This window comes from Bacteroides sp. MSSM.1001136sp1_RTP21357st2_D2_RTP21359_211015 (assembly GCF_040913205.1).
Taxonomy (GTDB): Bacteria; Bacteroidota; Bacteroidia; order Bacteroidales; family Bacteroidaceae; genus Bacteroides; species Bacteroides ovatus.
The window spans coordinates 105094-130710 of sequence record NZ_JBDFVF010000009.1; the positions used below are offsets into that span (position 1 = coordinate 105094).

18 protein-coding genes are annotated in these 25617 nt (G+C 41.5%); 14 read left to right on the top strand and 4 right to left on the bottom strand.

Features of this window, described 5'->3' with window-relative positions:
* Positions 1–26 precede the first annotated feature (26 nt).
* Entirely contained in the window at positions 27–1022 is a 996-nt protein-coding gene (locus tag AB5217_RS08240) for a FecR family protein (RefSeq protein ID WP_368112582.1), read from the bottom strand.
* A gap of 97 nt (positions 1023–1119) precedes the next feature.
* On the bottom strand, positions 1120–1686 hold the full coding sequence (locus tag AB5217_RS08245) for an RNA polymerase sigma factor (RefSeq protein ID WP_004297676.1): 567 nt from the start codon (positions 1684–1686) through the stop codon (positions 1120–1122).
* Between the two features lie 269 nt (positions 1687–1955).
* Here AB5217_RS08245 and AB5217_RS08250 point away from each other — a divergent pair, with 269 nt between their 5' ends.
* The 9 genes from AB5217_RS08250 to AB5217_RS08290 all read left to right on the top strand — a co-directional run bounded on the left by AB5217_RS08250 (position 1956) and on the right by AB5217_RS08290 (position 11507).
* Positions 1956–4247 (top strand): NADP-dependent malic enzyme, encoded by a 2292-nt coding sequence (locus AB5217_RS08250; protein WP_004306858.1) that lies wholly within the window; start codon positions 1956–1958, stop codon positions 4245–4247.
* Complete coding sequence (locus AB5217_RS08255) at positions 4244–4420, top strand: hypothetical protein (RefSeq protein ID WP_004297674.1); 177 nt, start codon at positions 4244–4246, stop codon at positions 4418–4420. Before AB5217_RS08250 ends, AB5217_RS08255 begins: the two co-directional genes overlap by 4 nt.
* Before the next feature lie 247 nt (positions 4421–4667).
* The gene (locus AB5217_RS08260; RefSeq protein ID WP_004297671.1) at positions 4668–6002 is read left to right on the top strand and encodes an NADP-specific glutamate dehydrogenase; all 1335 of its coding nucleotides are present in this window, start codon (positions 4668–4670) and stop codon (positions 6000–6002) included.
* Positions 6003–6306: 304 nt separating this feature from the next.
* The gene (locus AB5217_RS08265) at positions 6307–7767 is read left to right on the top strand and encodes a catalase (RefSeq protein ID WP_004310080.1); all 1461 of its coding nucleotides are present in this window, start codon (positions 6307–6309) and stop codon (positions 7765–7767) included.
* 162 nt (positions 7768–7929) lie between these two features.
* The gene (locus AB5217_RS08270) at positions 7930–8148 is read left to right on the top strand and encodes a helix-turn-helix transcriptional regulator (protein WP_004297664.1); all 219 of its coding nucleotides are present in this window, start codon (positions 7930–7932) and stop codon (positions 8146–8148) included.
* Positions 8145–8471, top strand: coding sequence for a HipA N-terminal domain-containing protein (locus tag AB5217_RS08275; protein ID WP_004297663.1), 327 nt, complete (start codon positions 8145–8147; stop codon positions 8469–8471). The genes AB5217_RS08270 and AB5217_RS08275 overlap by 4 nt, the downstream gene beginning before the upstream one ends.
* 2 nt (positions 8472–8473) lie before the next feature.
* The gene (locus AB5217_RS08280) at positions 8474–9409 is read left to right on the top strand and encodes a HipA domain-containing protein (protein ID WP_008776321.1); all 936 of its coding nucleotides are present in this window, start codon (positions 8474–8476) and stop codon (positions 9407–9409) included.
* 173 nt (positions 9410–9582) lie between these two features.
* Positions 9583–10710, top strand: coding sequence for a PCMD domain-containing protein (locus AB5217_RS08285; protein WP_004297660.1), 1128 nt, complete (start codon positions 9583–9585; stop codon positions 10708–10710).
* 14 nt (positions 10711–10724) lie between these two features.
* On the top strand, positions 10725–11507 hold the full coding sequence (locus tag AB5217_RS08290; RefSeq protein WP_008650346.1) for a porin family protein: 783 nt from the start codon (positions 10725–10727) through the stop codon (positions 11505–11507).
* A gap of 830 nt (positions 11508–12337) precedes the next feature.
* Here the strand turns inward: AB5217_RS08290 and AB5217_RS08295 are convergent.
* Both AB5217_RS08295 and AB5217_RS08300 read right to left on the bottom strand, forming a co-directional pair.
* Positions 12338–13819 carry a PCMD domain-containing protein gene (locus AB5217_RS08295; protein WP_022200237.1) on the bottom strand — a complete coding sequence of 494 codons (1482 nt, stop codon included), beginning with the start codon at positions 13817–13819 and terminating at the stop codon, positions 12338–12340.
* A gap of 321 nt (positions 13820–14140) precedes the next feature.
* On the bottom strand, positions 14141–17107 hold the full coding sequence (locus AB5217_RS08300; RefSeq protein ID WP_022200236.1) for a PEP/pyruvate-binding domain-containing protein: 2967 nt from the start codon (positions 17105–17107) through the stop codon (positions 14141–14143).
* A 171-nt stretch (positions 17108–17278) separates the two neighbouring features.
* On the opposite strand from AB5217_RS08300, the gene AB5217_RS08305 reads away from it, so the two are divergent.
* The 5 genes from AB5217_RS08305 (at position 17279) to AB5217_RS08325 (ending at position 25551) form a co-directional block, all read left to right on the top strand.
* Positions 17279–19396: a prolyl oligopeptidase family serine peptidase gene (locus AB5217_RS08305; protein WP_004297998.1), complete on the top strand. Its 2118-nt coding sequence runs from the start codon at positions 17279–17281 to the stop codon at positions 19394–19396.
* A gap of 200 nt (positions 19397–19596) precedes the next feature.
* Positions 19597–20934, top strand: coding sequence for an NADP-specific glutamate dehydrogenase (gene gdhA / locus AB5217_RS08310; RefSeq protein ID WP_004317267.1), 1338 nt, complete (start codon positions 19597–19599; stop codon positions 20932–20934).
* Positions 20935–21166: 232 nt separating this feature from the next.
* Positions 21167–22330 carry a M24 family metallopeptidase gene (locus AB5217_RS08315; RefSeq protein WP_368112586.1) on the top strand — a complete coding sequence of 388 codons (1164 nt, stop codon included), beginning with the start codon at positions 21167–21169 and terminating at the stop codon, positions 22328–22330.
* An 82-nt stretch (positions 22331–22412) separates the two neighbouring features.
* Entirely contained in the window at positions 22413–23975 is a 1563-nt protein-coding gene (locus AB5217_RS08320) for a sulfatase family protein (protein ID WP_032854794.1), read from the top strand.
* 49 nt (positions 23976–24024) lie between these two features.
* Positions 24025–25551, top strand: coding sequence for an arylsulfatase (locus AB5217_RS08325; protein WP_004326066.1), 1527 nt, complete (start codon positions 24025–24027; stop codon positions 25549–25551).
* The last annotated feature ends 66 nt before the right edge of the window (positions 25552–25617 follow it).

Sequence of the window (25617 nt, forward strand, 5' to 3'; positions counted from 1 at the left end):
GAGGTGTCTTCCATAAATTGTCCTTTTTAGTTAATACTACTTCCTATTCTCACCGTATCTCCTTCTAACTCATAGGTTAAAGGATAAGTAAGGCCTATAATGTAAAATACATTATGCAAGCTACTGTTCCGGATGGTTCCGGAAAATAGCACGTTCTTCAGTTTCTCGGAGTCAAACACGACTTTCACTCCGTACATCCGCTCCAGCGTAGTCGCGATCTCCGCTAAAGAGGATGAATTAAAAATCAACATATTGTTCCGCCAAAAGTCGATTTCACGCATATCCGAGATTACAGATTTAGTAAATGTCTGCTTGCTCTTATGGTATTCTACCTTTTCCCCGGGTTTCAACAAGGTTACGTCCGTTTTATTAGAAACCTTGACGCTTCCTTCTGCCAGCAGTGTTGTGACAGAATGATCGTCACAATAGCCTTTCACATCAAAGGTGGTTCCCAACGCTTCTATCTCCAGATCATTGCAGCAGACGATAAAACGTTTATCTTTGTTTTTCGCCACTTCGAAATAGGCTTCTCCGTCCAAATAGATTTTCCGGTCGGATTTGTTGTACTCCGCATCATAAGAAAGATGAGTAGCCGAATTTAACCAGACTTTCGTTCCATCGGGCAAAGTCAGATTCGCTTTCTGTCCATAATCGACAGCCACCATGAAAGGGTCCTGTGACACCTTATTCATGTGTTCTACCCCAAAGTAAGTGGCCAGTCCCAAACAAACCGGTAATAAGATAGTGGCTGCCACCTTATATATAATAGGTTGCCAGCGCCGTTTCTTCGGAGATAGTATCTTGGGCTCATCCAGATTCCTCTGCAGATGGTTCCACATTTCTTCTTCCACTGTCTTATCGATTTCGACGGCTGCTTCTTTCCACATTTGCTCGCAAAGCAGATTAAACTCATTACGAATTCCGGGTTTACGAATCCATTCAATAAGTATCCTTCTTTCTTCAGAAGAGGCCTCCTTTTTGAAGAATTTTTCCAATAGTACTATGTAATCGTGTTGCTCCATAATTTTCCTGTTCTATTTATACTAGTCTTGAGAGACAGAAAAGGACTACAGAGAAATCGAAATAGTTCAGATATTAACTTTTATTAAAACTTCTATATTAGATATCATGTAAGAAGAGAGAGACTGAAAAGGCAATTATTCCCAGTTTGTCACGCAAGAAATCCAAAGAACGATGTACCTGTGTGGCAACAGTCTTTTCCGAGATATTCAATTGGTCGGCTATCTCACGATAGTTCAACCCTGATTTCCAGTAAAGCATAAAAACTTCCCGGCGCGCTGGAGGCAGTTCTTCTAAAAGTTTCAGGATATATTCTTCCAAAAACAAATAATCCAGTTCTTCATCTATCTCTACGGATTCGTCAGATGACTCATTCGCAAGCCTGTCTACATAATTTTGAAGCAGGAGTTCGCGTCTTACATAATGATATACCATGTTTTGGGATATTTTAAAAAGATAGCCGTCAAAATTCCCTTCCAGATCGATATTAAGCCGCTTCTCCCAGATATGGAGAAAAATATCTTGTGTGATATCTTTCGCCACCCCGGCATTGCTCACCATAGAAAGGACAAAATTATAAATGCGAGCATTGTATCCACGATACAATGCCTCAAAAGCATTTTTATTTCCTTCTTTCAATAATTGAAGTTGCTGGGTGGTAATCATTATAAAATAAGGTTAAATCATATATCGATTCAAAAATAGCGAAATAACTAAAGCCGACAACCAAAGCACTTGTTAAAATTTCAATAAATCAATATCATAGCATTTAAAAGGGAATAGAATACAAAAACACATCCTTGACATATCATATCATAAATTCAGCCATTTTGCTATAAAATTAATAGAAATTATTAATCAACAGCTACAATTTCGAACTTTTATTCCTACATTTGCGGTCAAATGATAACTTATTAACAAATTTCATAAATACCATGGCTAAAATAACGAAAGAAGCCGCTTTGCTCTATCATTCACAGGGCAAACCCGGTAAGATTGAGGTAGTGCCTACCAAACCTTACAGTACACAAACCGACTTATCACTCGCATATTCTCCCGGTGTAGCAGAACCTTGTCTCGAAATTGAGAAGAATCCGCAAGATGCGTATAAATATACGGCTAAAGGTAATCTGGTAGCCGTTATTTCCAACGGTACAGCCGTACTCGGACTGGGTGATATAGGTGCATTGAGCGGTAAACCTGTAATGGAAGGTAAAGGTCTGCTTTTCAAAATTTACGCGGGCATCGACGTTTTCGACATCGAAGTGGATGAAAAAGATCCGGAGAAATTTATTGCTGCAGTAAAGGCTATTGCTCCTACTTTCGGAGGTATCAACCTGGAAGACATCAAAGCTCCCGAATGTTTTGAAATCGAACGTCGCCTGAAAGAAGAACTGGATATACCTGTCATGCACGACGATCAGCACGGTACTGCTATTATCTCCAGTGCCGGTTTGGTGAATGCCCTGCAAGTGGCCGGAAAGAAAATCGAAGATGTAAAAATCGTTGTGAACGGTGCAGGTGCATCTGCCGTATCTTGTACTAAATTGTATGTGTCACTGGGTGCACGTCTCGAAAACATCGTCATGCTGGATAGTAAAGGCGTTATCAGCAAGGCGCGCACGGATCTGAACGAACAGAAAAGATTTTTTGCAACCGACCGCACGGATATTCACACGCTGGAAGAAGCAATCAAAGGTGCAGATGTATTCCTCGGCCTGTCGAAAGGAAATGTGTTAAGCCAGGATATGGTGCGCAGCATGGCTCCGATGCCGATTGTGTTCGCATTGGCTAACCCGACACCAGAAATCTCTTACGAAGATGCCATGGCAGCACGTCCTGACGTACTGATGGCTACCGGACGTTCCGACTATCCGAACCAGATTAATAATGTAATCGGTTTCCCGTATATCTTCCGCGGTGCTTTGGATACTCACGCTAAAGCTATCAACGAAGAGATGAAGATTGCAGCCGTACACGCTATCGCTAATCTGGCAAAACAGCCGGTACCCGATGTAGTTAATGCGGCATACCACGTGAACAACCTCTCTTTCGGCGCGGAATACTTTATCCCGAAACCGGTAGATCCACGCCTCATCACCGAAGTTTCCTGCGCAGTGGCAAAAGCTGCTATGGAAAGCGGAGTGGCCCGCACTGAAATTAAAGACTGGGATGCTTACTGTGTTCACCTGCGCGAATTGATGGGTTATGAATCCAAACTGACCCGCCAACTGTATGATACAGCCCGCCGTTCACCGCAACGTGTCGTATTTGCCGAAGGTATCCATCCGAATATGCTGAAAGCTGCCGTTGAAGCGAAAGCCGAAGGTATCTGTCATCCTATCTTATTAGGAAACGACGAAGCTATCGGAAAACTGGCAGAAGAAATGGATCTTAGCCTGGAAGGTATTGAAATCGTCAATCTCCGTCACCCGGACGAATCGGAACGCCGCGAACGTTACTCACGCATTCTTGCAGAAAAACGTGCACGCGAAGGCTTTACTTATGAAGAAGCCAACGATAAAATGTTCGAACGCAACTACTTCGGTATGATGATGGTGGAGACAGGAGATGCGGATGCTTTCATCACCGGACTTTATACAAGATATAGCAATACGATCAAAGTGGCCAAAGAAGTAATCGGTATCCAACCGGGCTTCAAACACTTCGGAACAATGCATATCCTGAACTCCAAGAAAGGTACTTACTTCCTGGCAGACACACTGATTAACCGCCACCCGGATACGGAAACATTGATTGACATCGCTAAATTGTCTGATAAAACAGTTCGCTTCTTCAATCACACGCCGGTTATCTCAATGTTGTCATACTCCAACTTCGGTGCTGATACTGCAGGTAGCCCTGTGAAAGTGCACGAAGCTGTTGCCCACATGCAGGAAGAATATCCGGAACTGGCTATTGACGGTGAAATGCAGGTAAACTTTGCCATGAACCGCGAATTGCGTGATACCAAATATCCGTTTACCCGCCTGAAAGGAAAAGATGTAAATACATTGATTTTCCCGAACTTGAGTTCAGCAAACGCCGGTTACAAACTGTTGCAGGCAATGGACCCGGATACGGAATTCATCGGCCCTATCCAGATGGGATTGAACAAACCTATTCATTTCACCGATTTCGAAAGCTCTGTCCGCGACATTGTCAATATCACAGCTGTAGCCGTGATCGACGCCATCGTTGACAAAAAGAAAAGAGGAGGTAAATGAAACGTCCGTTATCCAAATCACAAATAGTTTGCATCAGCCTGCTTTGGTTGGCGCTTTGCTATCTAGTTCTGACAAAAGCCGAACGAATTGACGGGATGACGGTGGTAATGCTTGGCATTTCGGCAGCATTAGTGTTTATTCCTGTCTATAAGTCGATCAAAAAGAACAAATAAATATCTTTTTTCCTATTTTTAATGCGATAAAATATCAAATTTGATGTTTTATCGCATTTTTCTTTATAAAATGTTTGCTAGTTCAATTTTTATCTTTACTTTTGCAACCGAAAATAAATATCCGATGTACCCATACGCAGATGTGCAAATCTGCTATATAGCACAAAAGCACATAGTCAAACGGTATATTAGCAAATTGTCAAATTAGCACTTTATTTATATCAACCAATTAAAGAAAAAAAAGATTATGAATGCAGCAAAGGTATTAGACGATCTGAAAAGAAGATTTCCCAATGAACCGGAGTATCATCAAGCAGTAGAAGAAGTACTTTCTACTATTGAAGAAGAATACAACAAACATCCGGAGTTTGATAAAGTAAACTTGATCGAACGTTTGTGTATTCCTGATAGAGTATATCAGTTCCGTGTGACTTGGATGGACGATAAAGGTAATATTCAGACCAATATGGGTTACCGTGTTCAGCATAACAACGCAATCGGCCCTTACAAAGGCGGTATCCGTTTCCACGCATCTGTGAACCTTTCTATCTTGAAGTTCCTTGCCTTTGAACAAACATTCAAAAACTCACTGACTACTCTGCCAATGGGTGGTGGTAAAGGTGGTTCCGACTTCTCTCCTCGTGGAAAGTCAAATGCCGAAGTAATGCGTTTCGTACAGGCATTCATGCTGGAACTGTGGCGTCACATCGGTCCTGAAACTGACGTTCCTGCTGGTGACATCGGTGTTGGTGGCCGCGAAGTAGGTTTCATGTTCGGTATGTATAAAAAACTGGCTCATGAATTTACCGGAACATTTACAGGTAAAGGCCGCGAATTCGGTGGTTCACTGATTCGTCCGGAAGCTACAGGTTACGGTAACATCTACTTCCTGATGGAAATGTTGAAGAGAAAAGGAACTGACTTGAAAGGTAAAGTTTGTCTGGTTTCTGGTTCTGGTAACGTTGCTCAATATACAATCGAAAAAGTAATCGAACTGGGTGGTAAAGTAGTTACTTGCTCTGACTCTGACGGTTATATCTACGATCCGGACGGTATCGACCGCGAAAAACTGGATTATATCATGGAACTGAAGAATCTGTACCGTGGCCGTATCCGTGAATACGCAGAAAAATATGGTTGCAAATATGTAGAAGGAGCTAAACCTTGGGGTGAAAAATGTGATATCGCTCTTCCTTCTGCTACTCAAAATGAATTGAACGGTGACCACGCTCGTCAGTTGGTAGCAAACGGTTGTATCGCTGTATCTGAAGGAGCTAACATGCCTTCTACTCCAGAAGCTATCAAAGTATTCCAGGATGCAAAAATCCTTTATGCTCCGGGTAAAGCTGCTAACGCCGGTGGTGTATCAGTATCAGGTCTTGAAATGACTCAAAACTCTATCAAATTAAGCTGGAGCGCTGAAGAAGTAGACGAAAAGCTGAAGAGTATCATGAAGAATATCCACGAAGCTTGCGTTCAGTACGGTACAGAAGCTGACGGATACGTAAACTATGTGAAGGGTGCTAACGTAGCCGGATTCATGAAGGTTGCTAAAGCAATGATGGCACAAGGTATCGTATAATCAGCAAAAGATATATAAGCTATAGTTTATTTAAAAGCTCCCGTCTTCCGTGAAGGAAGTGCGGGAGTTTTTTTATGCAATAAAAAGATGTACGCCCCCCGGGTGTCAGCACAATAATCTTTGTAGAAAAATAAATAGCAGACAATACACACACAATTCATAGTTATTCTCTATCTTTAGATAGAAATTATCTGTTTGACAAGCGAGCAAAAGAAGCCTATCTTTGTTATATATTATAAACCCCGGATGAAAGAATAAAAGGAAACAGTCTGCTTATACTTGTATCCGACTAAAAAATCTATTTATGGAAAAGAAAAAACTTACTGCAGCGAACGGTCGTCCTATCGCTGACAATCAAAACTCGCAAACCGCAGGTCAACGCGGACCTGTAATGTTACAAGATCCCTGGCTTATAGAGAAACTTGCCCATTTTGATCGTGAAGTAATTCCTGAAAGACGTATGCACGCTAAAGGTTCGGGAGCTTACGGTACGTTTACTGTCACCCATGACATTACAAAGTACACCCGTGCTGCTATTTTCAGTAAAGTCGGAAAACAAACAGAATGTTTTGTCCGTTTCTCCACCGTAGCCGGAGAACGTGGAGCTGCTGATGCAGAACGTGACATCCGTGGTTTTGCTATGAAATTCTATACGGAAGAAGGTAACTGGGATTTGGTGGGTAACAACACTCCTGTATTCTTCTTACGTGATCCGCTTAAATTTCCGGATCTGAATCATGCCATCAAACGAGATCCGAAAACAAATATGCGTAGCCCGAACAGTAACTGGGACTTCTGGACGCTTTTACCGGAAGCATTACATCAAGTTACTATCACTATGAGTCCGCGTGGTATTCCTTATTCATATCGCCACATGCACGGATTCGGCAGTCATACTTATAGTTTTATCAATGCAGAAAATCAACGTATTTGGGTTAAATTCCATCTGCGTACCTTGCAGGGTATCAAGAATCTGACAGACCAGGAAGCAGAAGCAATAGTTGCTAAAGATCGCGAATCTCATCAACGTGATCTCTTCGAGAGCATCGAAAAGGGCGATTATCCGAAATGGTTATTCCAGATTCAGTTAATGACGGAGGAAGAAGCGGACAACTATCGTATCAACCCGTTTGACCTGACTAAAGTATGGCCGCACAAAGATTTCCCTCTACAAGATGTTGGTGTCCTTGAACTGAACCGCAACCCGGAAAATTATTTCGCTGAAGTGGAACAAGCTGCTTTCAACCCGATGAATATTGTAGACGGTATCGGTCTGTCTCCCGACAAAATGTTACAAGGTCGTTTATTCTCTTATGGCGACGCACAACGTTATCGTCTAGGGGTGAATGCAGAACAAATTCCGGTCAACAAACCTCGTTGTCCTTTCCACGCCTATCATCGTGACGGTGCTATGCGCGTAGACGGTAATTACGGTGCTACCAAAGGATATGAACCGAACAGTTACGGCGAATGGCAGGATTCTCCTACTATGAAAGAACCGCCTCTTAAAGTTACCGGTGAAGTTTACAACTACAATGAACGGGAATATGATGACGACTATTATAGCCAACCGGGTGACTTATTCCGACTGATGCCAGCTGAAGAACAACAATTATTGTTCGAAAATACAGCTCGCGCCATGGGAGACTCCGAATTGTTTATCAAACAACGTCATGTGCGCAACTGCTACAAAGCCGATCCTGCATATGGAACAGGAGTTGCCAAAGCGCTGGGTATTGACTTACAAGAGGCTTTGAAAGAATAATCTGCTATCACTTTCCTCTACAGGTACTCCTTCTTCCCAAAGAAAGAGTACCTGTTTTCTTATACCCCATAAGGTATAATTCATAAATCTACAACTAAATTTATACCCTAAAGGGTGTAAAATAGAAAATTTACATTATCTTTGTACCCAAAAGGGTATAATATGAACGATAAATCATTATCAGAATACGTCAAGCAAATGCGTAAAGAACATAACTTGACCCAAGTAGAGCTGTCCGAAAAATCAGGAGTCGGGTTACGTTTTGTACGCGAACTCGAACAGGGGAAACAGACTTTGCGTCTTGATAAAGTAAATCAAGTGCTTAGTCTCTTTGGAACGGAAGTGGGTGTTGTACCAATAAGTAAATTCAACAAGCTATGAGACAAGCACTCATATACAACCAAGACCAGTTGGCAGGATTGCTTACAGAAGATGAAAATGGCTATACCTTTCAATATGATACAGCCTACATTAAATCCAGCGATGCGGAATCTATCAGCCTCACACTGCCAATCTCGGAAAAGCCATATACAAGTCTAATATTATTCCCATTCTTTGACGGTCTTATTCCTGAAGGCTGGCTTTTAGATATTGCTGAAAAAAGTTGGAAGATAAATCGACGTGACCGTATGTCACTACTGCTTGCCTGTTGCAAAGATTGTATCGGTGCAGTTAGTGTGATTCCCATCTTAAATAAAGAATAATGATGAGCAGATGCCTATATTGTTATCAGGAACTTGGCGAGGGAGAAACTGATTTTCACCCTCAATGCGGAAAGAAAATATTTGGGAGCAAAACAGTTCCTCTCCTACCTTATACAAAAGCGGATATTAAGCAACTTGCCGAACAAGTCATACGCTCACAAACCACACTTACAGGAGTGCAAGCAAAATTGTCTCTCGATATATCATCGTCCCCCAACCAACCGCAACGCTTTACTATCGTTGGTTTATGGGGACGTTATATTCTCAAACCGCAAACGGAACAATTTAAATACATGCCTGAAGTTGAGGATTTAACGATGCATCTTGCCGAATTGGCTAAAGTGAACGTTGTCCCTCATTCATTGATTCGTTTTGCCGATGGCGAATTGGCCTATATCACTAAACGCATAGATAGAACCGCAAAGGGTGAAAAGTTGCCAATGGAGGATATGTGCCAGCTCTCGGAACGCCTCACAGAGTATAAATATAAGGGTTCTTATGAAAAGATAGCAAAGATAATTATGCAATATTCCTCTGTGCCAAAACTTGACGTAATAAATTTCTGGGAACAAGTCGTTTTCTCATGGCTGACCGGAAATGCGGATATGCATCTGAAAAACTTTTCACTTTATAGTCAGCGTAAAGGCTATTATTCACTGACCCCGGGATATGACATGATCTCTACGGCACTCCTCATGCCGGAGGACACTGAAAAATTGGCTTTGACACTTTATGGAAAAAGACGCAAAATCAAGCGTTCTGATTTTGAAGTTGCCATGAATAGTTGCAGTTTAGAGAAAAAGATCATAGACAACCTATTTTCTAAATTTACCAAAGTTGCCGAAAAATGGTTAGAGTTCATAGATATTTCTTTCTTGCCCAAAGAAATGAAGCAACAGTACAAGTTGATTATAACAAGGAAGTTAGATTTATTATAAAAACAGTGCGGGGATTTAAAAAGGAATAATTCATTTATAACATTAATTTTAAAAAGGCGCTAATTTTATTGAATTACTTAAGTGATGAAGTACTGCATTTCAAAAAAGAAACTTAACTTTGCAACCAAGTTTTATAAAAGAGACTGAATTAGTAAACTAAAAAGGAAAATCAAATGAAAATTAAGACTTTAATAGCCTATTTCATCTTTACATGTGCAATATCTTCCTGCATACAGGATGAAGCATTAAATTCAGAAGCAGCCATTGATGTTTGTTCAGGCGATGATGTGCAATTGGCAAATATCGATGCAGATTCTAAAGTAATCAATGTATATGTAAATAAAGGAGCCGACCTTTCCAAACAAAAATTAGAATTTACACTTCCACAAGGAGCTACAATTAAAGTAAATACTCCAATAACTGGAGATACTGAATCTACCTATGATTTCAGCGAAGAACCGCACTCCCGTAAATTTACTGTTACATCAGAAGACGGTCAATGGCAGCCTGTTTATACCGTTAATGTGATTTTAGCGGAATTACCTACCCTTTTCAAATTTGAAGAATTACTGACAACCTCCAGTGAATACGATACATTTTACGAATTTACACCTGCAACCTCACAAGAAATATCTAAAGTATTACAATGGTCAAGCGGTAATCCCGGTTTTAAATTAACGGGTATGGCTAATTCTAGAATAGATTACCCAACAGTACAAGTTGCAAATGGTTTTAAAGGTAAGGCTGTAAAGCTAGAAACTCGTAATACTGGAGATTTTGGTGCAATGGTAAAAATGTATATTGCTGCTGGAAATTTATTTATCGGGACATTTGAAGTAGAAAATGCACTGACAAATCCTAGAAAAGCAACGAACTTTGGTTTTCAATTTTATAAACATCCCATAGCACTTAAAGGATATTATAAATTTAAAGCTGGGGAAGTTTATTCTGTAGAAGGACAGCCACAAACCGGAAAAAGGGACAAATGTGATATTTATGCTGTTATGTATGAGGCAGAAAATAATTCTATCATGCTTAATGGTGATAACGTATTTAACTCTGATAAATTGGTATTATTAGCACGAATAGAACCTGAAGATATTGTTGAATCAGATGAATGGAATGAGTTTACTATACATTTCGAATCAGTAAAAGGACGAGAAATTGACGATACGAAACTACAAAACGGTAAATATAAATTAGGTATTGTACTATCATCCAGCGTAGATGGCGCCTATTTTAGAGGAGCTGTCGGTAGCACTCTATACGTTGATGAGCTAGAACTTATTTGTAAAGAATAAATAAAACTAACACAATGAAAAAATATCAATCAATCAATATCATAGTTGTGCTGCTATTTGTAAGCATATTCACAGCTCAAGCACAGGAAGAAAGAAACCAAGGTATCATCTGGTCTTATTTACATGGATGGGAATATGGAATAAAAGCCGGTTTCAATATTGGTGGAACTTCACCATTACCTCTACCAAAAGAAATCCGTAAAATTGATAGTTATGCACCAGGAATCGCAATTTCAATTGAAGGTAATGCGACGAAGTGGTTCGATCCCAAATGGGGGATGACTGTAGGAGTGCGACTTGAAAATAAGAATATGACCACCGAAGCTACCGTAAAAAATTACGGTATGAAAATTATCAACACCAATGGTGGAGAATTACAAGGATTATGGACAGGAGGAGTAAAGACCAAAGTTAAAAACTCATATCTGACAATTCCGGTGGTTGCTAACTATAAGATAAGCAAGCGTTGGAAATTGTCTGCAGGTCCATACATATCATACCTCATCGAAGGAGGATTCTCCGGACATGTATACAACGGTCATTTACGTACCCCGGACCAAACAGGTTCACGAGTTGTTTTCTCTGGGGAAAGCATAGCTACCTATGATTTTTCCGAAAATCTCCGAAAATTTCAATGGGGACTACAACTAGGCGGCGAATGGAGAGCATTTAAACATCTAAATGTATACGCTGACTTAACGTGGGGGATGAATGATATTTTCAAAAAAGATTTTGATACAATCTCATTTGCCATGTATCCTATTTATTTGAACGTGGGATTTGGATATGCATTTTAGCATATTGTTTTATACTAAACGATCCAGAATATTGTGTCAATAGAAAACTACGGGAATTCTTCTCGTAGTTTTTTATTTATGTATGGGCTAAATCAATAAATACAGGGTAGTATCGTAAGCGTCTCTGCGTTTCTATACCACCAAAAAGCGGGTATCTCTCATCAATAAAATAGTCCAATAAGGTTCAAACAGGCGTAAGATGGCTTGTTTTTGTTGCAATGAATCTATATAAATCCGGCTTGTATGGCTTAATAATCCCACTTTGATAGCCAGGGCTGTACAGCCTACATATGTAGGCTATAAAAAGATTACCGTTTCCAATGTATTATTTAGCTGCCAAATACAAGTTATCATCCTATAAAGTGAATATTCTTGTGGCTTCATATGGGTGTTTTTCCATGATACTACACTAAAGCGGATGCAGTAGGGGTATGATAGATACCTGTTTGAGAAATCATCTATCACACTTATCTTATTGAAAATTAGCTTAATATAAAAATAAATGATAGTATGGTAAATATTTTTCACTATGTAGTATTTGCTGAGTTCAAATTCATTGAAACTTTATATCCGGAGTTATTCTATAGTGAACAAATTCTTTTCTGTATCGTATATTGAATGACATTTTGGGTATGATTGCCATAAACAAATAATTATTCTCCCTCACTACAAAAAAATTCCCCACTGTCCAAAAACAGTAAGGGAAATTTATTTAATATTTATTTGATATATATACAGGATTTTACAGAAAAACGAGGATATCCTCATAGACACCCTCGTTTATACAATAAACACACATTAAATGTATGCCAACTTATATTATAACAATCTTATTCACATATTACTTCAAATTCATCCACAATCAAAGTACTACCACCAGCACCTTTAAATAAATCACCATCTTTACTTGAAGAGCAAACTATAGCAAATTTATATTTTGCATTTCGATCATACTCTTGTAAATATTCAAATTCAATGTTAAAAGGAGTATATTCTTTAATATCCTCAACGATAATATTAGCAACAGCAACTCTTAATTCCGAAGTGTTCACATCGTGACCTGTCAATACAATCTCTTTACCATCCTCGCCTGTTTGCACTTTATACAATACGGCTTGAATCTGTCCTTTATCTTTAATATCAACCGGTTTTACATCTTCATAATTAGAAGCATCAAGATAATTAGAACCTGATTCATATTTATAAACACCCTTAAAACAAAGCGGTTTTCCACCTAAACTAACTGTTTCTGCATCAAGACCAAATTTAGTACAACTCAACCTATCACCTTGTAAAGCAGGCATCATATCAAATTTACCAATAAAAATAGAACCGGCAGTAATCTTCGGAACTAATGAATTTGGCTCATTTGGATATTCAAAAGTTATCAGTTTAGCCGCATACGTACCATCCTCTCTAGTTTCCTTTCTCAACAAAGTACCACCTAAAATACCAGCTCCAGCAGCACTTCCTGCCCACAAATCTTTGGGTAACAGTTCATCATTCTTACTACCTTCCTTCCAGTCTTCAAAAGAATATTTCAATACCTTACGAGTACCTTCCACAAAAGCTGTATAAACTTTCACGGTGCCATCTTCCGCCGTCACAGTATAAGTCACTTTCTTATTATTCGAGAAGTCCTGTGCTACGCCGGAAGCCGGAGTAATAGTTGCTCCTTCAGATATTTCAATAATAGGAGTAAACTTTAAAGATTCTACTTCCTCATTAACAGCAAAAACAATCGTACCAGCTTCTTCATTTATAACTGGTTGTTCTACTACTGCCTCATCGTCAATAATAAAACTTGTTATTTTAGCCTCCGAACTTTCACTACCTGTCAATTTACGACCAACAAAAGTAGCCTTTACATTTTGATTTAAAGGAGCACCAACCTTTACACCTATTTCAATATTAATATTGCTACCTTTCACAGTACCAGAAATACTAACAGGGCAATTACCAAGTGGCTGTACCAAATCTAGATTCTGTTGACCTTCAAAAGCATAACCACTATCTATAGCTTTCACAGTGCAAGGATCAACTTCAATATCACCAACATTTACCAAAAAAGTAAAATTCTTCAATGATAATGCAATTTGGTTAGTTCCCTTATTAGACTGTGAAATTGTGATTTTTTGATTTTCGGTAGTTCCCATTTGATTACCATCCACATTTACAGACAGATTACCAACATAGCCTCCAGCCAATTCTGTATCTATCGGATATTTCACTTCATCGTCATCATCACTACAACTCATGAATATGCTAACAGAACAAACAAGCATAAACAAGTACAATAAACTCTTCTTCATAATTCTCATAATTAATTAATAATCTATTTGATCACAAAAACGAGTGCAAAGTAACAACTTTATAATAATTCACACAAGGTCAATTCTTTGTATTTTATGTTCTATTTTTAAGATTATAAGACCATATTTCCTGTCTATATAGACTTTTTTAAGGTTAATATTCACACTATACGGTATGCTACGGAAGATTTAAATCATATTTTAATTTAGTTAAAAAGACCAACGGTCAGAAAATAGAATCTTATCAATTCCAACACATAAAAAAACGATCCTCCTAGTACTTCCAAAATTTGTTTCACATTAAATTATTGCGAGTTCCACTTAAAAAGGCATCAACACTACTCCCAGCTTCTTCTTTCCATCCATCTTGACCACCATCGGTTTCTCAAAGCGAACATGACGAAGATATTTCGTTTCTTCCACCGCAGGTTGCGCATTGAGGAAGTCCTGATTATACACACCATCATTCATAAAGGCGTTAATAGTAAAATATCCAACTCCAAATGAAGTCAAATTTTGGAAAAAGTGTGTCCCTTGACTTGGATCTACCCGATAATTAGTCAATCCGGCTTCCACAATCACACGGGCAGCCGAAATATGCGGCCACTTCACAGGGATGCCGAGCCAAGTATCGCTGCTTCCCCAACGTCCCGGACCGACAAGCACATAATTCTTTCCTTCATTCAAGAATTGTTGGTTAATCTTTTCTATCTCCCAGGCAATTGTCTGATTGTTGGAGGCACTATAATTATCGGTCTTTACATAGACCACATCATAAATATCATTCATGATACCATGTCCCAATGAATTATATGAGCGGAGAATCACATCTTCATCCGGTATCTCGTTCAAATCCTCATCCAGCATTTCTTTACTGTCTACGATAGGACGGATCTGCAACAGATAGAAAGTTCCGGATTTATCATGTTCGCGACTTAACGTTGCTGCAAATTCAATTTCAACCGGACGGCGCATCTCCTGTTCACCATATTTCAATACTAACTGCAGAATACGAGCTAACGGAAAAACATCATGTTGCAGGATATTAGCAAAAGTAATCACCTTACGTCCTCCCGGATATAAACCATCACGAATGATCTGATCGTACGGATCGTAGGTAGAAGCAATATAACGCAGAGCACCGTCACTTTCTGCCTCTTTGACATGAAGTTTCAGCAAATTAAAACCATCGTCGATAGAAAAATCATGTCCGGCATTTTTCAAATCCAATGCATAGAAACGGGTTTGAGTCTCCTTGAGAGCAATTTCCATTTCGCTGGTCTGTAACACCTGATTAGGATGATAAGGAGAAAAACGAAGGGTCATGCCACCGTCAACAATATATTTTCCTAATCCCAAAGCCAGATTCACCGTTCCCTCTTCTGCCTTTTCATTCCCCAACGGATAATAATTGAGCGAGCGTGCCACACCGGACATGGAAGGATAATAACGGTCACCATACTGATTGCCAACTACTTCCTGTAAGATAACAGCCATTTTCTCCTGATCGATTACATTCGACGTAGCTTGCATATACGCTTTGCTGTCACGGAAATAAACCGAAGCATACACCCCTTTGATGGCATCGGAAAGCATCCGCAACATTTCATAGCGGTCGTCCAGATAAGGAATCATGTAAGTGTTGTAAATTCCGGCAAACGGTTGATAGTGAGAATCCTCCAACAAGGAAGAAGACCGAATGGCAATCGGAGACTTCACGACATCGAAGAAAGTGAAAAAGTCCTCTATCAACCGGTCCGGTAATTTAGCCTTCAGGAAGTATTTCAAAATCGTAGCATCATCCGCATCCGACAGTGCAATCTGATACAAGTTGTTGGTGTCCATGAACTCATCAAAGACATCCGTACAAAGCACCACTGTTTTAGGAATAGCAATACGCGCATTTTCAAACTCGTCAAACTCCGGATGACGCTTCACCATATTATCAATAAATGCCAGTCCACGCCCTTTTCCTCCGAGAGAGCCATCCCCGATACGGGCAAAGTTAGAATAACGGTCGAAGCGATCGCGCTTAAAGACCGCCACAACTCCCTGGTTCTTCATCTTACGATATTTCACAATCGCCTCAAAGATGATTTTACGGTGAGCATCCACATCCTGAAGACTATTCCAGGTTATCGGTTTCAAAAATTCAGCCACCGGGAACATGGCACGTGAATAAAACCAACGCGACACGTGATTCCTGCTGATATGATATAAGAAAGATTCCGCAGGTACGGCAAAAAGAATGTTTTGCAGCTCCTTCAAATTCCGGACGCGGGCAATCTCCTCCCCGGTATCCGGATTGCGGAAAATAAAATCACCAAAACCAAAATTATCGGAGACGATACGGCGCAAATCAACGTCCATCTTCTTGGAGTTCTTATCGATAAAGCTAGCACCATACTTGACTGCATAAGACGAATTTTCAGATTCGGAAGACTGAATAATCAAAGGAACAAACGGATCATTCTTACGTATCTCCGCACACAGCTTGATACCTGCCAGACCGTCTTTCTCTCCCCGTTCCACTTTCGGGAAACGGACGTCAGTGATTACCCCCAATATATTATTCTGATACTTATGATAGATCTCCATCGCCTCCTGATACGTACGTGCCAACACTATTTTAGGACGTCCGCGCATACGGAGCGTACGCTGGTGTGCATTCAAGGCTTCGGTAGAGAATTCCTGACTCTGCTTCAACACGAACTTATACAGATTCGGCAAAATGGAAGAATAGAAACGAATGCCATCTTCCACCAAAAGAATCAGCTGCACACCGACCTCCTGTACATCGTGTTCCAGATTCATCTTGTCCTCTATCAACTTAATGATAGACACCAACAGGTCGGTATTACCCAACCAGCAGAACACATATTCGAACGCACTTAAATCTTCATTGATAATCCGTTTGGTAATACCATGGCTAAAAGGAGTCAGTATGACGATAGGAATATGCTCGTATTTCTCTTTGATGTGACGGCCGATATCGAAACTGTCATTATCCCCCGTGCTCGGCATACAAATCACCAGGTCGAACGACATATTTTCCAACTGTGACAATGCTTCCTCCTCCGTAGATACCTGCGAGAAACGAGGTGGATAGCGCAGAGACAAAGAAGTGTATTCATTGAAAATCTTCTCATCAATGCGCCCGTCATCCTCCAACATGAAAGCATCGTAAGGATTAGCGATTAATAACACGTTAAAAATCCGCCTTGTCATCAAGTTAGCGAATTGCGTATCTTTGAAGTAAAGCTGGTTTAATTTATATTTACTAAGCATAAAGTCATTCTCCTTTCTTATTTCAAATCGTCTATCTGCAGAATCACATTTTGCAAAGTTAATTCTTTAAATCTCATTTTCCACCATCTTCTTTATAAAGTTTACTTGTTTATCTCTTATTATTTTGTAGATTTGTAACTTTAAGTTTATTCAAAAAGACTTTTTATTCACATGAAAAAAGTAACTTTATTAATGAGTGGAATCATGGTGATGTCATGCGCTCCCCAACAGAAAAAGCTAGTCTACCCCGAGACGGCAAAGGTAGACACCGTAGACGTGTACTTCGGTACACAAGTTCCCGACCCTTACAGATGGCTGGAAAATGACACCAGTGCAGCTACTACTGCCTGGGTAGAAGCACAAAACAAAGTAACGAATGAGTATCTAAGTCAGATTCCATTCCGGGAAAACTTGTTGAAACGATTGACCACACTGGCCGATTACGAGAAGATCAGTGCGCCAATCAAGAAACATGGCAAATATTACTTCAGTAAAAATGATGGCCTGCAAAACCAGAGTGTATTCTACGTACAGGATTCACTGGACGGCGAGCCTCGCGTTTTCCTCGACCCGAACAAGCTCTCGGACGATGGCACAGTGGCACTGACCGGTCTTTACTTCTCAAACGACGGCAAATATACCGCTTACAGTATCTCACGCAGCGGATCGGATTGGTCTGAAATATTTGTCATGGACACTGAAAGTGGCAAGTTATTGGAAGAGCACATCGAATGGGCCAAATTTACCGGTGCCGCCTGGCAGGGAGACGGCTTCTACTACAGCGCCTACGATGCTCCCGCCAAAGGAAAAGAATTCTCCAACGTAAACGAAAAGCACAAAATCTATTATCACAAAATAGGTGAACCGCAATCGAAAGATAAACTGATTTATCAGAATCCGGCTTATCCGAAACGTTTCTATACAGCCAGCACCAGCGAAGACGAACGTATTCTCTTCCTCACAGAATCCGGTGCCGGAAGAGGCAACAACTTATTTATAAGGGACCTGAAAAAGCCGAATTCTCCTTTTATCCAACTGACTACCGACCTTGACTACCAATACTACCCGATTGAAGTGATCGGCGATCAGATGTATATTTATACTAACTATGGCGCACCGAAAAACCGGATCATGGTAGCCGACATCAACCGTCCGAAACTGGAGGACTGGAAAGAACTCGTTCCCGAATCGGAAGCCGTTCTTTCAAACGCAGAAGTGATCGGTGGCAAACTGTTCCTTACTTACGACAAAGATGCTTCGAACCATGCATACGTTTACGGCCTCGACGGCAAACAAATTCAGGAGATTCAACTGCCGTCACTCGGTTCCGTAGGCTTTAGCGGCAACAAAGACGATAAAGAATGTTTCTTTGGATTCACTTCATTCACCATTCCGGGTGCCACTTACAAATATGATATGGACCAGAACACCTACGAACTATACCGTGCACCGAAAGTACAGTTCAACTCGGATGATTTTGTGACGGAACAAGTATTCTTTGCCAGCAAAGACGGTGTAAAAGTCCCGATGTTCCTTACCTATAAGAAAGATCTGAAGAAAGACGGCAAAAATCCTGTATTCCTCTACGGATACGGTGGTTTCGGCATCAGCCTCAACCCGGGTTTCAGTGCAATGCGCATCCCATTCCTCGAAAATGGCGGTATCTACGCACAAGTCAACCTGCGTGGTGGCAGCGAATACGGTGAAGACTGGCACGTAGCCGGAACTAAGATGCAGAAGCAGAATGTATTCGACGACTTCATCTCTGCTGCCGAATATCTTATCAACGAAAAATATACGAATAAAGACAAAATCGCCATTGTAGGTGGCTCCAACGGTGGTCTGCTGGTAGGTGCCTGCATGACACAGCGTCCGGACCTGTTCCGTGTAGCAATTCCGCAGGTAGGCGTGATGGATATGCTTCGCTATCATAAATTTACTATCGGTTGGAACTGGGCAAGCGATTACGGAACAAGCGAAGACAGCAAAGAAATGTTTGAATACCTCAAAGGCTATTCTCCATTGCACAACCTGAAACCGGGCACGAAATATCCGGCAACACTAGTGACCACTGCCGACCATGACGACCGTGTGGTTCCCGCCCATTCATTCAAGTTTGCCGCTACGCTGCAAGCAGACAACGACGGTACAAACCCGACACTAATCCGCATCGACAGCAAAGCAGGTCACGGTGCAGGCAAACCGATGGCAAAAGTACTTGAAGAACAGGCAGACATTTACGGTTTCATCATGTACAATTTGGACATGAAGCCGGATTTTAAGAAGTAAAAAGTACAAAGTATTAAATTCAGGTATCAAGTATTAAGTATTAGCACTGAATACTTGATACCTAATGCTTTTTCTACTATCATTTTATCATTATTTAATCAAAATAATGGCATAAAATCAATCACATCTGAAAAATTTTCCTATATTTGCAGTGAGTTAGTTGACATTTTATCAGAATTAACCTTTTAAAATATAGTATCATGAACATCCAGAAAATCATGTCCTCTTTGGAGGCTAAGCATCCCGGTGAATCTGAATATCTTCAGGCAGTGAAGGAAGTTCTTCTTTCTATCGAAGATATATACAATCAACATCCTGAATTTGAAAAAGCTAAAATCATAGAAAGATTGGTAGAACCTGATCGTATCTTCACTTTCCGTGTGACGTGGGTGGATGATAAAGGTGAGGTGCAGACCAACCTCGGTTATCGTGTACAATTCAATAATGCGATAGGCCCATATAAAGGTGGTATCCGTTTTCATGCATCCGTTAATCTTTCCATTTTGAAGTTCCTCGGTTTCGAACAAACATTCAAGAATGCACTGACTACCTTGCCTATGGGTGGCGGTAAAGGCGGTTCCGATTTCTCTCCACGCGGAAAGAGTGATGCTGAAATCATGCGTTTCTGCCAGGCATTTATGCTGGAGTTGTGGCGTCATCTCGGACCGGACATGGATGTGCCTGCCGGTGACATCGGCGTAGGAGGACGTGAAGTGGGCTATATGTTCGGCATGTACAAGAAACTGACTCGTGAATTTACCGGTACATTCACTGGTAAAGGATTAGAATTCGGCGGTTCATTGATTCGTCCGGAAGCTACTGGTTTTGGAGGACTGTATTTTGTCAATCAGATGCTTCAGGCAAAAGGGATTGATATAAAAGGTAAGACAGTAGCCATCTCCGGTTTCGGCAACGTTGCCTGGGGAGCAGCTACTAAAGCTACCGAACTGGGTGCAAAAGTGATTACGATTTCCGGTCCGGACGGATATATCTACGATCCGGATGGTATCAGCGGCGAGAAGATAGACTATATGCTCGAACTTCGTTCTTCGGGTAACGATATTGTGGCTCCTTATGCTGAACAGTATCCGAACGCAACCTTCGTAGAAGGAAAACGCCCGTGGGAAGTGAAAGCAGACATCGCACTTCCTTGCGCCACCCAGAACGAATTAAATGGAGAAGATGCTCAAAATCTCATAAAAAATGACGTACTTTGCGTCGGAGAAATTTCCAATATGGGATGTACCCCTGAAGCTATCGATCTTTTCATTGAACATAAGACGATGTACGCTCCGGGTAAAGCGGTCAACGCAGGTGGTGTAGCCACTTCCGGCTTGGAAATGTCTCAAAACGCAATGCACCTTAGCTGGAGTGCTGCCGAAGTGGACGAAAAACTCCATGCAATCATGCACGGCATCCATGCACAATGCGTGAAATACGGCACGGAACCCGACGGATACATTAATTATGTGAAGGGTGCCAACATTGCCGGATTTATGAAAGTAGCTCACGCAATGATGGGGCAAGGCGTTATTTAGAAGACTTTGTTTAGTTGTATTTGTATTTGTGGTTTGCGCTGCTCGTCTCCTGTGACAGGACGCGGGTAGCGCTATTTTTTTGAGATTAACATTATTTTCGCTGGAATTAATTATCTTTGTAGCATGATAGGTTAAATAATAGTTTGTGAATTTGTTATATGCGATAAACAACTCACAACTAATAATTTACCATTATTGGTTTTGTAATTAATAATCAAGTAATAAATAAAAAATGCTACAACCCGAATTGAAATTTCGCCGTGACAAAATTCGCAGTCTGATGGTGTCGCAGGGCATTGACGCCGCACTTATCACGTGTAATGCAAATTTAATTTACACGTATGGCTGTGTAGTCAGTGGCTATCTTTACCTCCCCCTTCATTCGCCTGCACTATTATTTTTTAAACGTCCTAATAACATCACAGGAGAGCACTCATTCTCTATCCGCAAACCGGAACAAATTGTTGATCTGCTGAAAGAACAAGGATTACCGATGCCAACCAAACTGATGTTAGAAGGTGACGAACTTCCTTATACGGAATATTGTCGTCTGGCCGGTCTCTTCCCGGAAGCGGAAGTGGTAAATGGTACCCCGTTGATTCGCCAGGCACGCAGCGTGAAAACACCTGTAGAAATTGAAATGTTCCGCCGCTCCGGCATTGCTCATGCAAAGGCTTATGAGCAGATTCCAGGTGTTTATCGTCCCGGTATGACGGATATTGAATTTTCCATCGAAATAGAACGCCTGATGCGCCTGCAAGGTTGCCTCGGAATTTTCCGGGTATTCGGACGCAGTATGGAAATATTCATGGGTAGCATACTGACCGGAGATAATGCCGGTTACCCCTCTCCTTATGATTTTGCCTTAGGCGGTCAGGGACTTGATCCTGCCTTGCCGGGAGGAGCAAATAAAACTCCGTTAAAAGAGGGACAAAGCGTTATGGTGGACTTAGGTGGCAACTTCAACGGTTACATGAACGATATGAGCCGTGTATTCTCCATCGGCAAACTGCCCGAAGAAGCTTACACCGCCCATCAGGTTTGTCTGGATATCCAAGAAAAAATTGCTTCCATTGCCAGACCGGGTATTGCCTGTGAAGTGCTTTACGACACAGCAGTCGAAGTGGTCAAAGCAGCCGGATTTGCCGACAAATTTATGGGAACAGGACAACAAGCCAAATTTATCGGTCACGGCATCGGGCTTGAAATTAACGAAGCTCCGGTACTGGCTCCCCGCATAAAGCAACAATTAGAACCGGGTATGGTCTTTGCCCTCGAACCGAAAATCGTTATTCCGGGTGTAGGTCCCGTAGGTATCGAGAACTCTTGGGTAGTGACCAACGAAGGAATAGAAAAACTGACGAACTGCAATGAAGAAATCATTGAATTAAGTTAAACAGACGATGAAAAAGATGTGTCCGGCAAAGAACAGGCACATCTTTTTCTACTAATAATAACACACTTAACCCCCAAAACCAATGAAACAACCTTTCATTCTAACCCTTGTATCCTCTGTTGCCTGTGCTGCAACAGCCGCCAATAAAGCACCGGAAAACACCACACCGACAAAGTCAAAAACACCCAACGTTGTATTTATCTACGCCGACGATCTCGGCTACGGCGATCTGGAATGTTACGGAGCTAAAAACGTACAGACACCCAACGTCAACCGACTGGCAAAATCGGGAATCCTTTTCACCAATGCTCACGCAACAGCCGCCACCAGCACCCCTTCCCGCTACTCCATGCTAACCGGAGAATACGCATGGCGCAAAGAAGGAACGGATGTAGCGGCAGGAAATGCCGGAATGATTATCCGTCCCGAACAATACACCATGGCAGATATGTTCAAAAGTGTCGGTTACACCACTGCCGCAGTAGGCAAATGGCATCTGGGACTCGGAGATCAAACCGCCACTCAAGACTGGAATGCTCCGTTACCGTGCGCACTGGGCGATTTAGGTTTCGACTATCATTACATTATGGCAGCCACAGCCGACCGTGTACCCTGTGTATACATCGAAAACGGGAAAGTAGCCAACTATGATCCGAGTGCTCCCATCGAAGTCAGTTATCAAAAGAACTTCGAGGGTGAACCTACCGGAAAAAGTAATCCTGAATTACTTTATAACCTCAAGCCAAGTCACGGTCACGACATGTCGATCGTTAATGGAATTTCACGCATCGGTTTTATGAAAGGCGGTGGAAAGGCGCTCTGGAAAGACGAAAACATTGCTGATTCACTTACCACACACGCCATTCAATTCATCGAGGAAAACCAAAACAAACCTTTCTTTCTCTACTTTGCCACCAATGACGTACATGTGCCCCGCTTTCCTCACGACCGTTTCAGAGGAAAAAATCCGATGGGATTAAGAGGCGATGCTATCGTACAGTTCGATTATTGTGTCGGTGAAATCCTGAATACACTCGAAAAACTGGGATTAAGAGAAAATACACTCATTATTCTTTCAAGTGACAACGGCCCGGTAGTAGACGACGGATACGATGACAAAGCAGAAGAACTACTCAACGGTCATAGTCCTGCGGGACCACTACGGGGCAACAAATATAGTGCCTTTGAAGGAGGAACCCGTATTCCTGCCATCGTCAGCTGGCCTGCAGGAGTAAAAAAAGGAATGACTTCAGACTTATTGGTTTCACAAGTGGACTGGCTCGCCTCTCTCGCTTCCCTGACCGGAGCTACGATGCCTAAGAATACCGCACCGGATAGTTACAACTATCTGGGAAGTTGGCTGAGTAAAGAAAAGACAGACCGCCCGTGGGTAATAGAGCAGGCTTCTAATCACACGCTTTCTGTCCGCACCAAAGACTGGAAATACATCGAACCGAATGACGGACCGAAAATGATTCAATGGGGACCGAAGATAGAAACCGGAAACTCTAAAGAACCCCAGCTTTATAAGATGAAAGAAGTGAAAGAGGTAACCAACTATGCAAAGAATATGCCGGAGAAAGTGGCAGAACTGCAAAGTATCCTTCAAAGCGTACGCGAAGGAAAGGACTTAATCGGGAAATAATTCCAGATATGAAACACTGAAACGCTTTTATTTTAATGACAACAATATCATGAATTATCAATCAATCCCGTTGATAGGCAGTGCCCTGCTCCTATCTACCCTATCTGCCAACGGACAGAAAAAAAATACCCAGCCCAATATCCTCTTCATCCTTTGTGACGATATGGGATATGGAGACTTAGGATGCTACGGTCAACCATTTATCCGTACCCCTCATATAGACGCCATGGCCGGTGAAGGAATGCGTTTTACGCAAGCATACGCAGGAAGTCCCGTCAGCGCCCCTTCCAGAGCTTCATTCATGACAGGACAACATTCAGGCCATTGTGAAGTACGAGGTAACAAGGAGTACTGGAAAAATGCACCGATCGTGGAATATGGACAGAATAAAGAATACTCAATAGTGGGGCAACACCCTTATGATCCCGACCACGTAATCCTGCCGGAGATAATGAAAGATAACGGCTATACCACAGGTATGTTCGGTAAATGGGCCGGAGGTTACGAAGGTTCCTGTTCCACTCCCGACAAACGGGGGATAGACGAATACTACGGTTATATCTGTCAGTTTCAGGCTCATCTTTATTATCCCAATTTCCTGAACCGTTATAGTAAAGCGTTGGGTGACACCGGAGTGGTACGTGTAGTGATGGATGAAAACATCCAATATCCGATGTATGGTCCCGACTACCTGAAACGTCCGCAATATTCGGCCGACATGATTCACCAGAAAGCATTGGAGTGGCTGGATCAGCAAGACGGCAAACAACCGTTTTTCGGCGTATTGACTTACACCTTACCTCATGCGGAACTCGTTCAGCCGGAAGATTCTATCCTGAATGAATACAAAGCTAAATTCAACCCGGATAAAGAATTTAAGGGAAGCGAAGGCTCACGATACAACGCCATCACGCATACACACGCCCAATTTGCCGGAATGATTACCCGCCTGGACTATTACGTGGGCGAAGTTTTGAAAAAACTGAAAGAAAAAGGACTGGACGAAAACACATTGGTTATTTTCTCCAGTGACAACGGCCCTCACGAGGAAGGCGGAGCTGATCCTACTTTCTTCGGCAGAGACGGAAAACTACGCGGACTGAAACGTCAATGCCACGAAGGAGGAATACGTATTCCATTTATCGCCCGTTGGCCGGGACACATACCTGCAGGCGAAGTAAACGATCACATCTGTGCATTTTATGATTTAATGCCGACGTTCTGCGAAGTTATTGGTATCAAAGACTACGAAAAGAAATACCGCAATAAGGAAAAAGAAGTCGATTATTTCGATGGGATTTCTTTCGCCCCCACACTCCTGGGTAATAAAAAGCAAAAGAAGCATGATTTTCTGTATTGGGAATTTGATGAAACAGACCAGATTGCCGTACGCATGGATGATTGGAAAATGGTAGTGAAAAAAGGAACACCGTTCCTCTATAATCTAAAAACAGATATTCATGAGGATCATGACATAACACTCCAACATCCGGATATCGTGGAAAAGATGAAGGCTATCATCTTTGAACAACATACTCCGAATCCTCATTTTTCGGTAACGTTGCCCAAACGATAAACACACAGATAAAGAAATAATGAGTAATCAGTAGTTGGAAAGCAAGTTATCATTCATTCCGATGTG

Coding starts and splice junctions, on each gene's coding strand:
- AB5217_RS08240 (WP_368112582.1), bottom strand. CDS start 1,022: ATGGAGCAACACGATTACATAGTACTATTGGAAAAATTCTTCAAAAAG.
- AB5217_RS08245 (WP_004297676.1), bottom strand. CDS start 1,686: ATGATTACCACCCAGCAACTTCAATTATTGAAAGAAGGAAATAAAAAT.
- AB5217_RS08250 (WP_004306858.1), top strand. CDS start 1,956: ATGGCTAAAATAACGAAAGAAGCCGCTTTGCTCTATCATTCACAGGGC.
- AB5217_RS08255 (WP_004297674.1), top strand. CDS start 4,244: ATGAAACGTCCGTTATCCAAATCACAAATAGTTTGCATCAGCCTGCTT.
- AB5217_RS08260 (WP_004297671.1), top strand. CDS start 4,668: ATGAATGCAGCAAAGGTATTAGACGATCTGAAAAGAAGATTTCCCAAT.
- AB5217_RS08265 (WP_004310080.1), top strand. CDS start 6,307: ATGGAAAAGAAAAAACTTACTGCAGCGAACGGTCGTCCTATCGCTGAC.
- AB5217_RS08270 (WP_004297664.1), top strand. CDS start 7,930: ATGAACGATAAATCATTATCAGAATACGTCAAGCAAATGCGTAAAGAA.
- AB5217_RS08275 (WP_004297663.1), top strand. CDS start 8,145: ATGAGACAAGCACTCATATACAACCAAGACCAGTTGGCAGGATTGCTT.
- AB5217_RS08280 (WP_008776321.1), top strand. CDS start 8,474: ATGAGCAGATGCCTATATTGTTATCAGGAACTTGGCGAGGGAGAAACT.
- AB5217_RS08285 (WP_004297660.1), top strand. CDS start 9,583: ATGAAAATTAAGACTTTAATAGCCTATTTCATCTTTACATGTGCAATA.
- AB5217_RS08290 (WP_008650346.1), top strand. CDS start 10,725: ATGAAAAAATATCAATCAATCAATATCATAGTTGTGCTGCTATTTGTA.
- AB5217_RS08295 (WP_022200237.1), bottom strand. CDS start 13,819: ATGAAGAAGAGTTTATTGTACTTGTTTATGCTTGTTTGTTCTGTTAGC.
- AB5217_RS08300 (WP_022200236.1), bottom strand. CDS start 17,107: ATGCTTAGTAAATATAAATTAAACCAGCTTTACTTCAAAGATACGCAA.
- AB5217_RS08305 (WP_004297998.1), top strand. CDS start 17,279: ATGAAAAAAGTAACTTTATTAATGAGTGGAATCATGGTGATGTCATGC.
- gdhA (WP_004317267.1), top strand. CDS start 19,597: ATGAACATCCAGAAAATCATGTCCTCTTTGGAGGCTAAGCATCCCGGT.
- AB5217_RS08315 (WP_368112586.1), top strand. CDS start 21,167: ATGCTACAACCCGAATTGAAATTTCGCCGTGACAAAATTCGCAGTCTG.
- AB5217_RS08320 (WP_032854794.1), top strand. CDS start 22,413: ATGAAACAACCTTTCATTCTAACCCTTGTATCCTCTGTTGCCTGTGCT.
- AB5217_RS08325 (WP_004326066.1), top strand. CDS start 24,025: ATGAATTATCAATCAATCCCGTTGATAGGCAGTGCCCTGCTCCTATCT.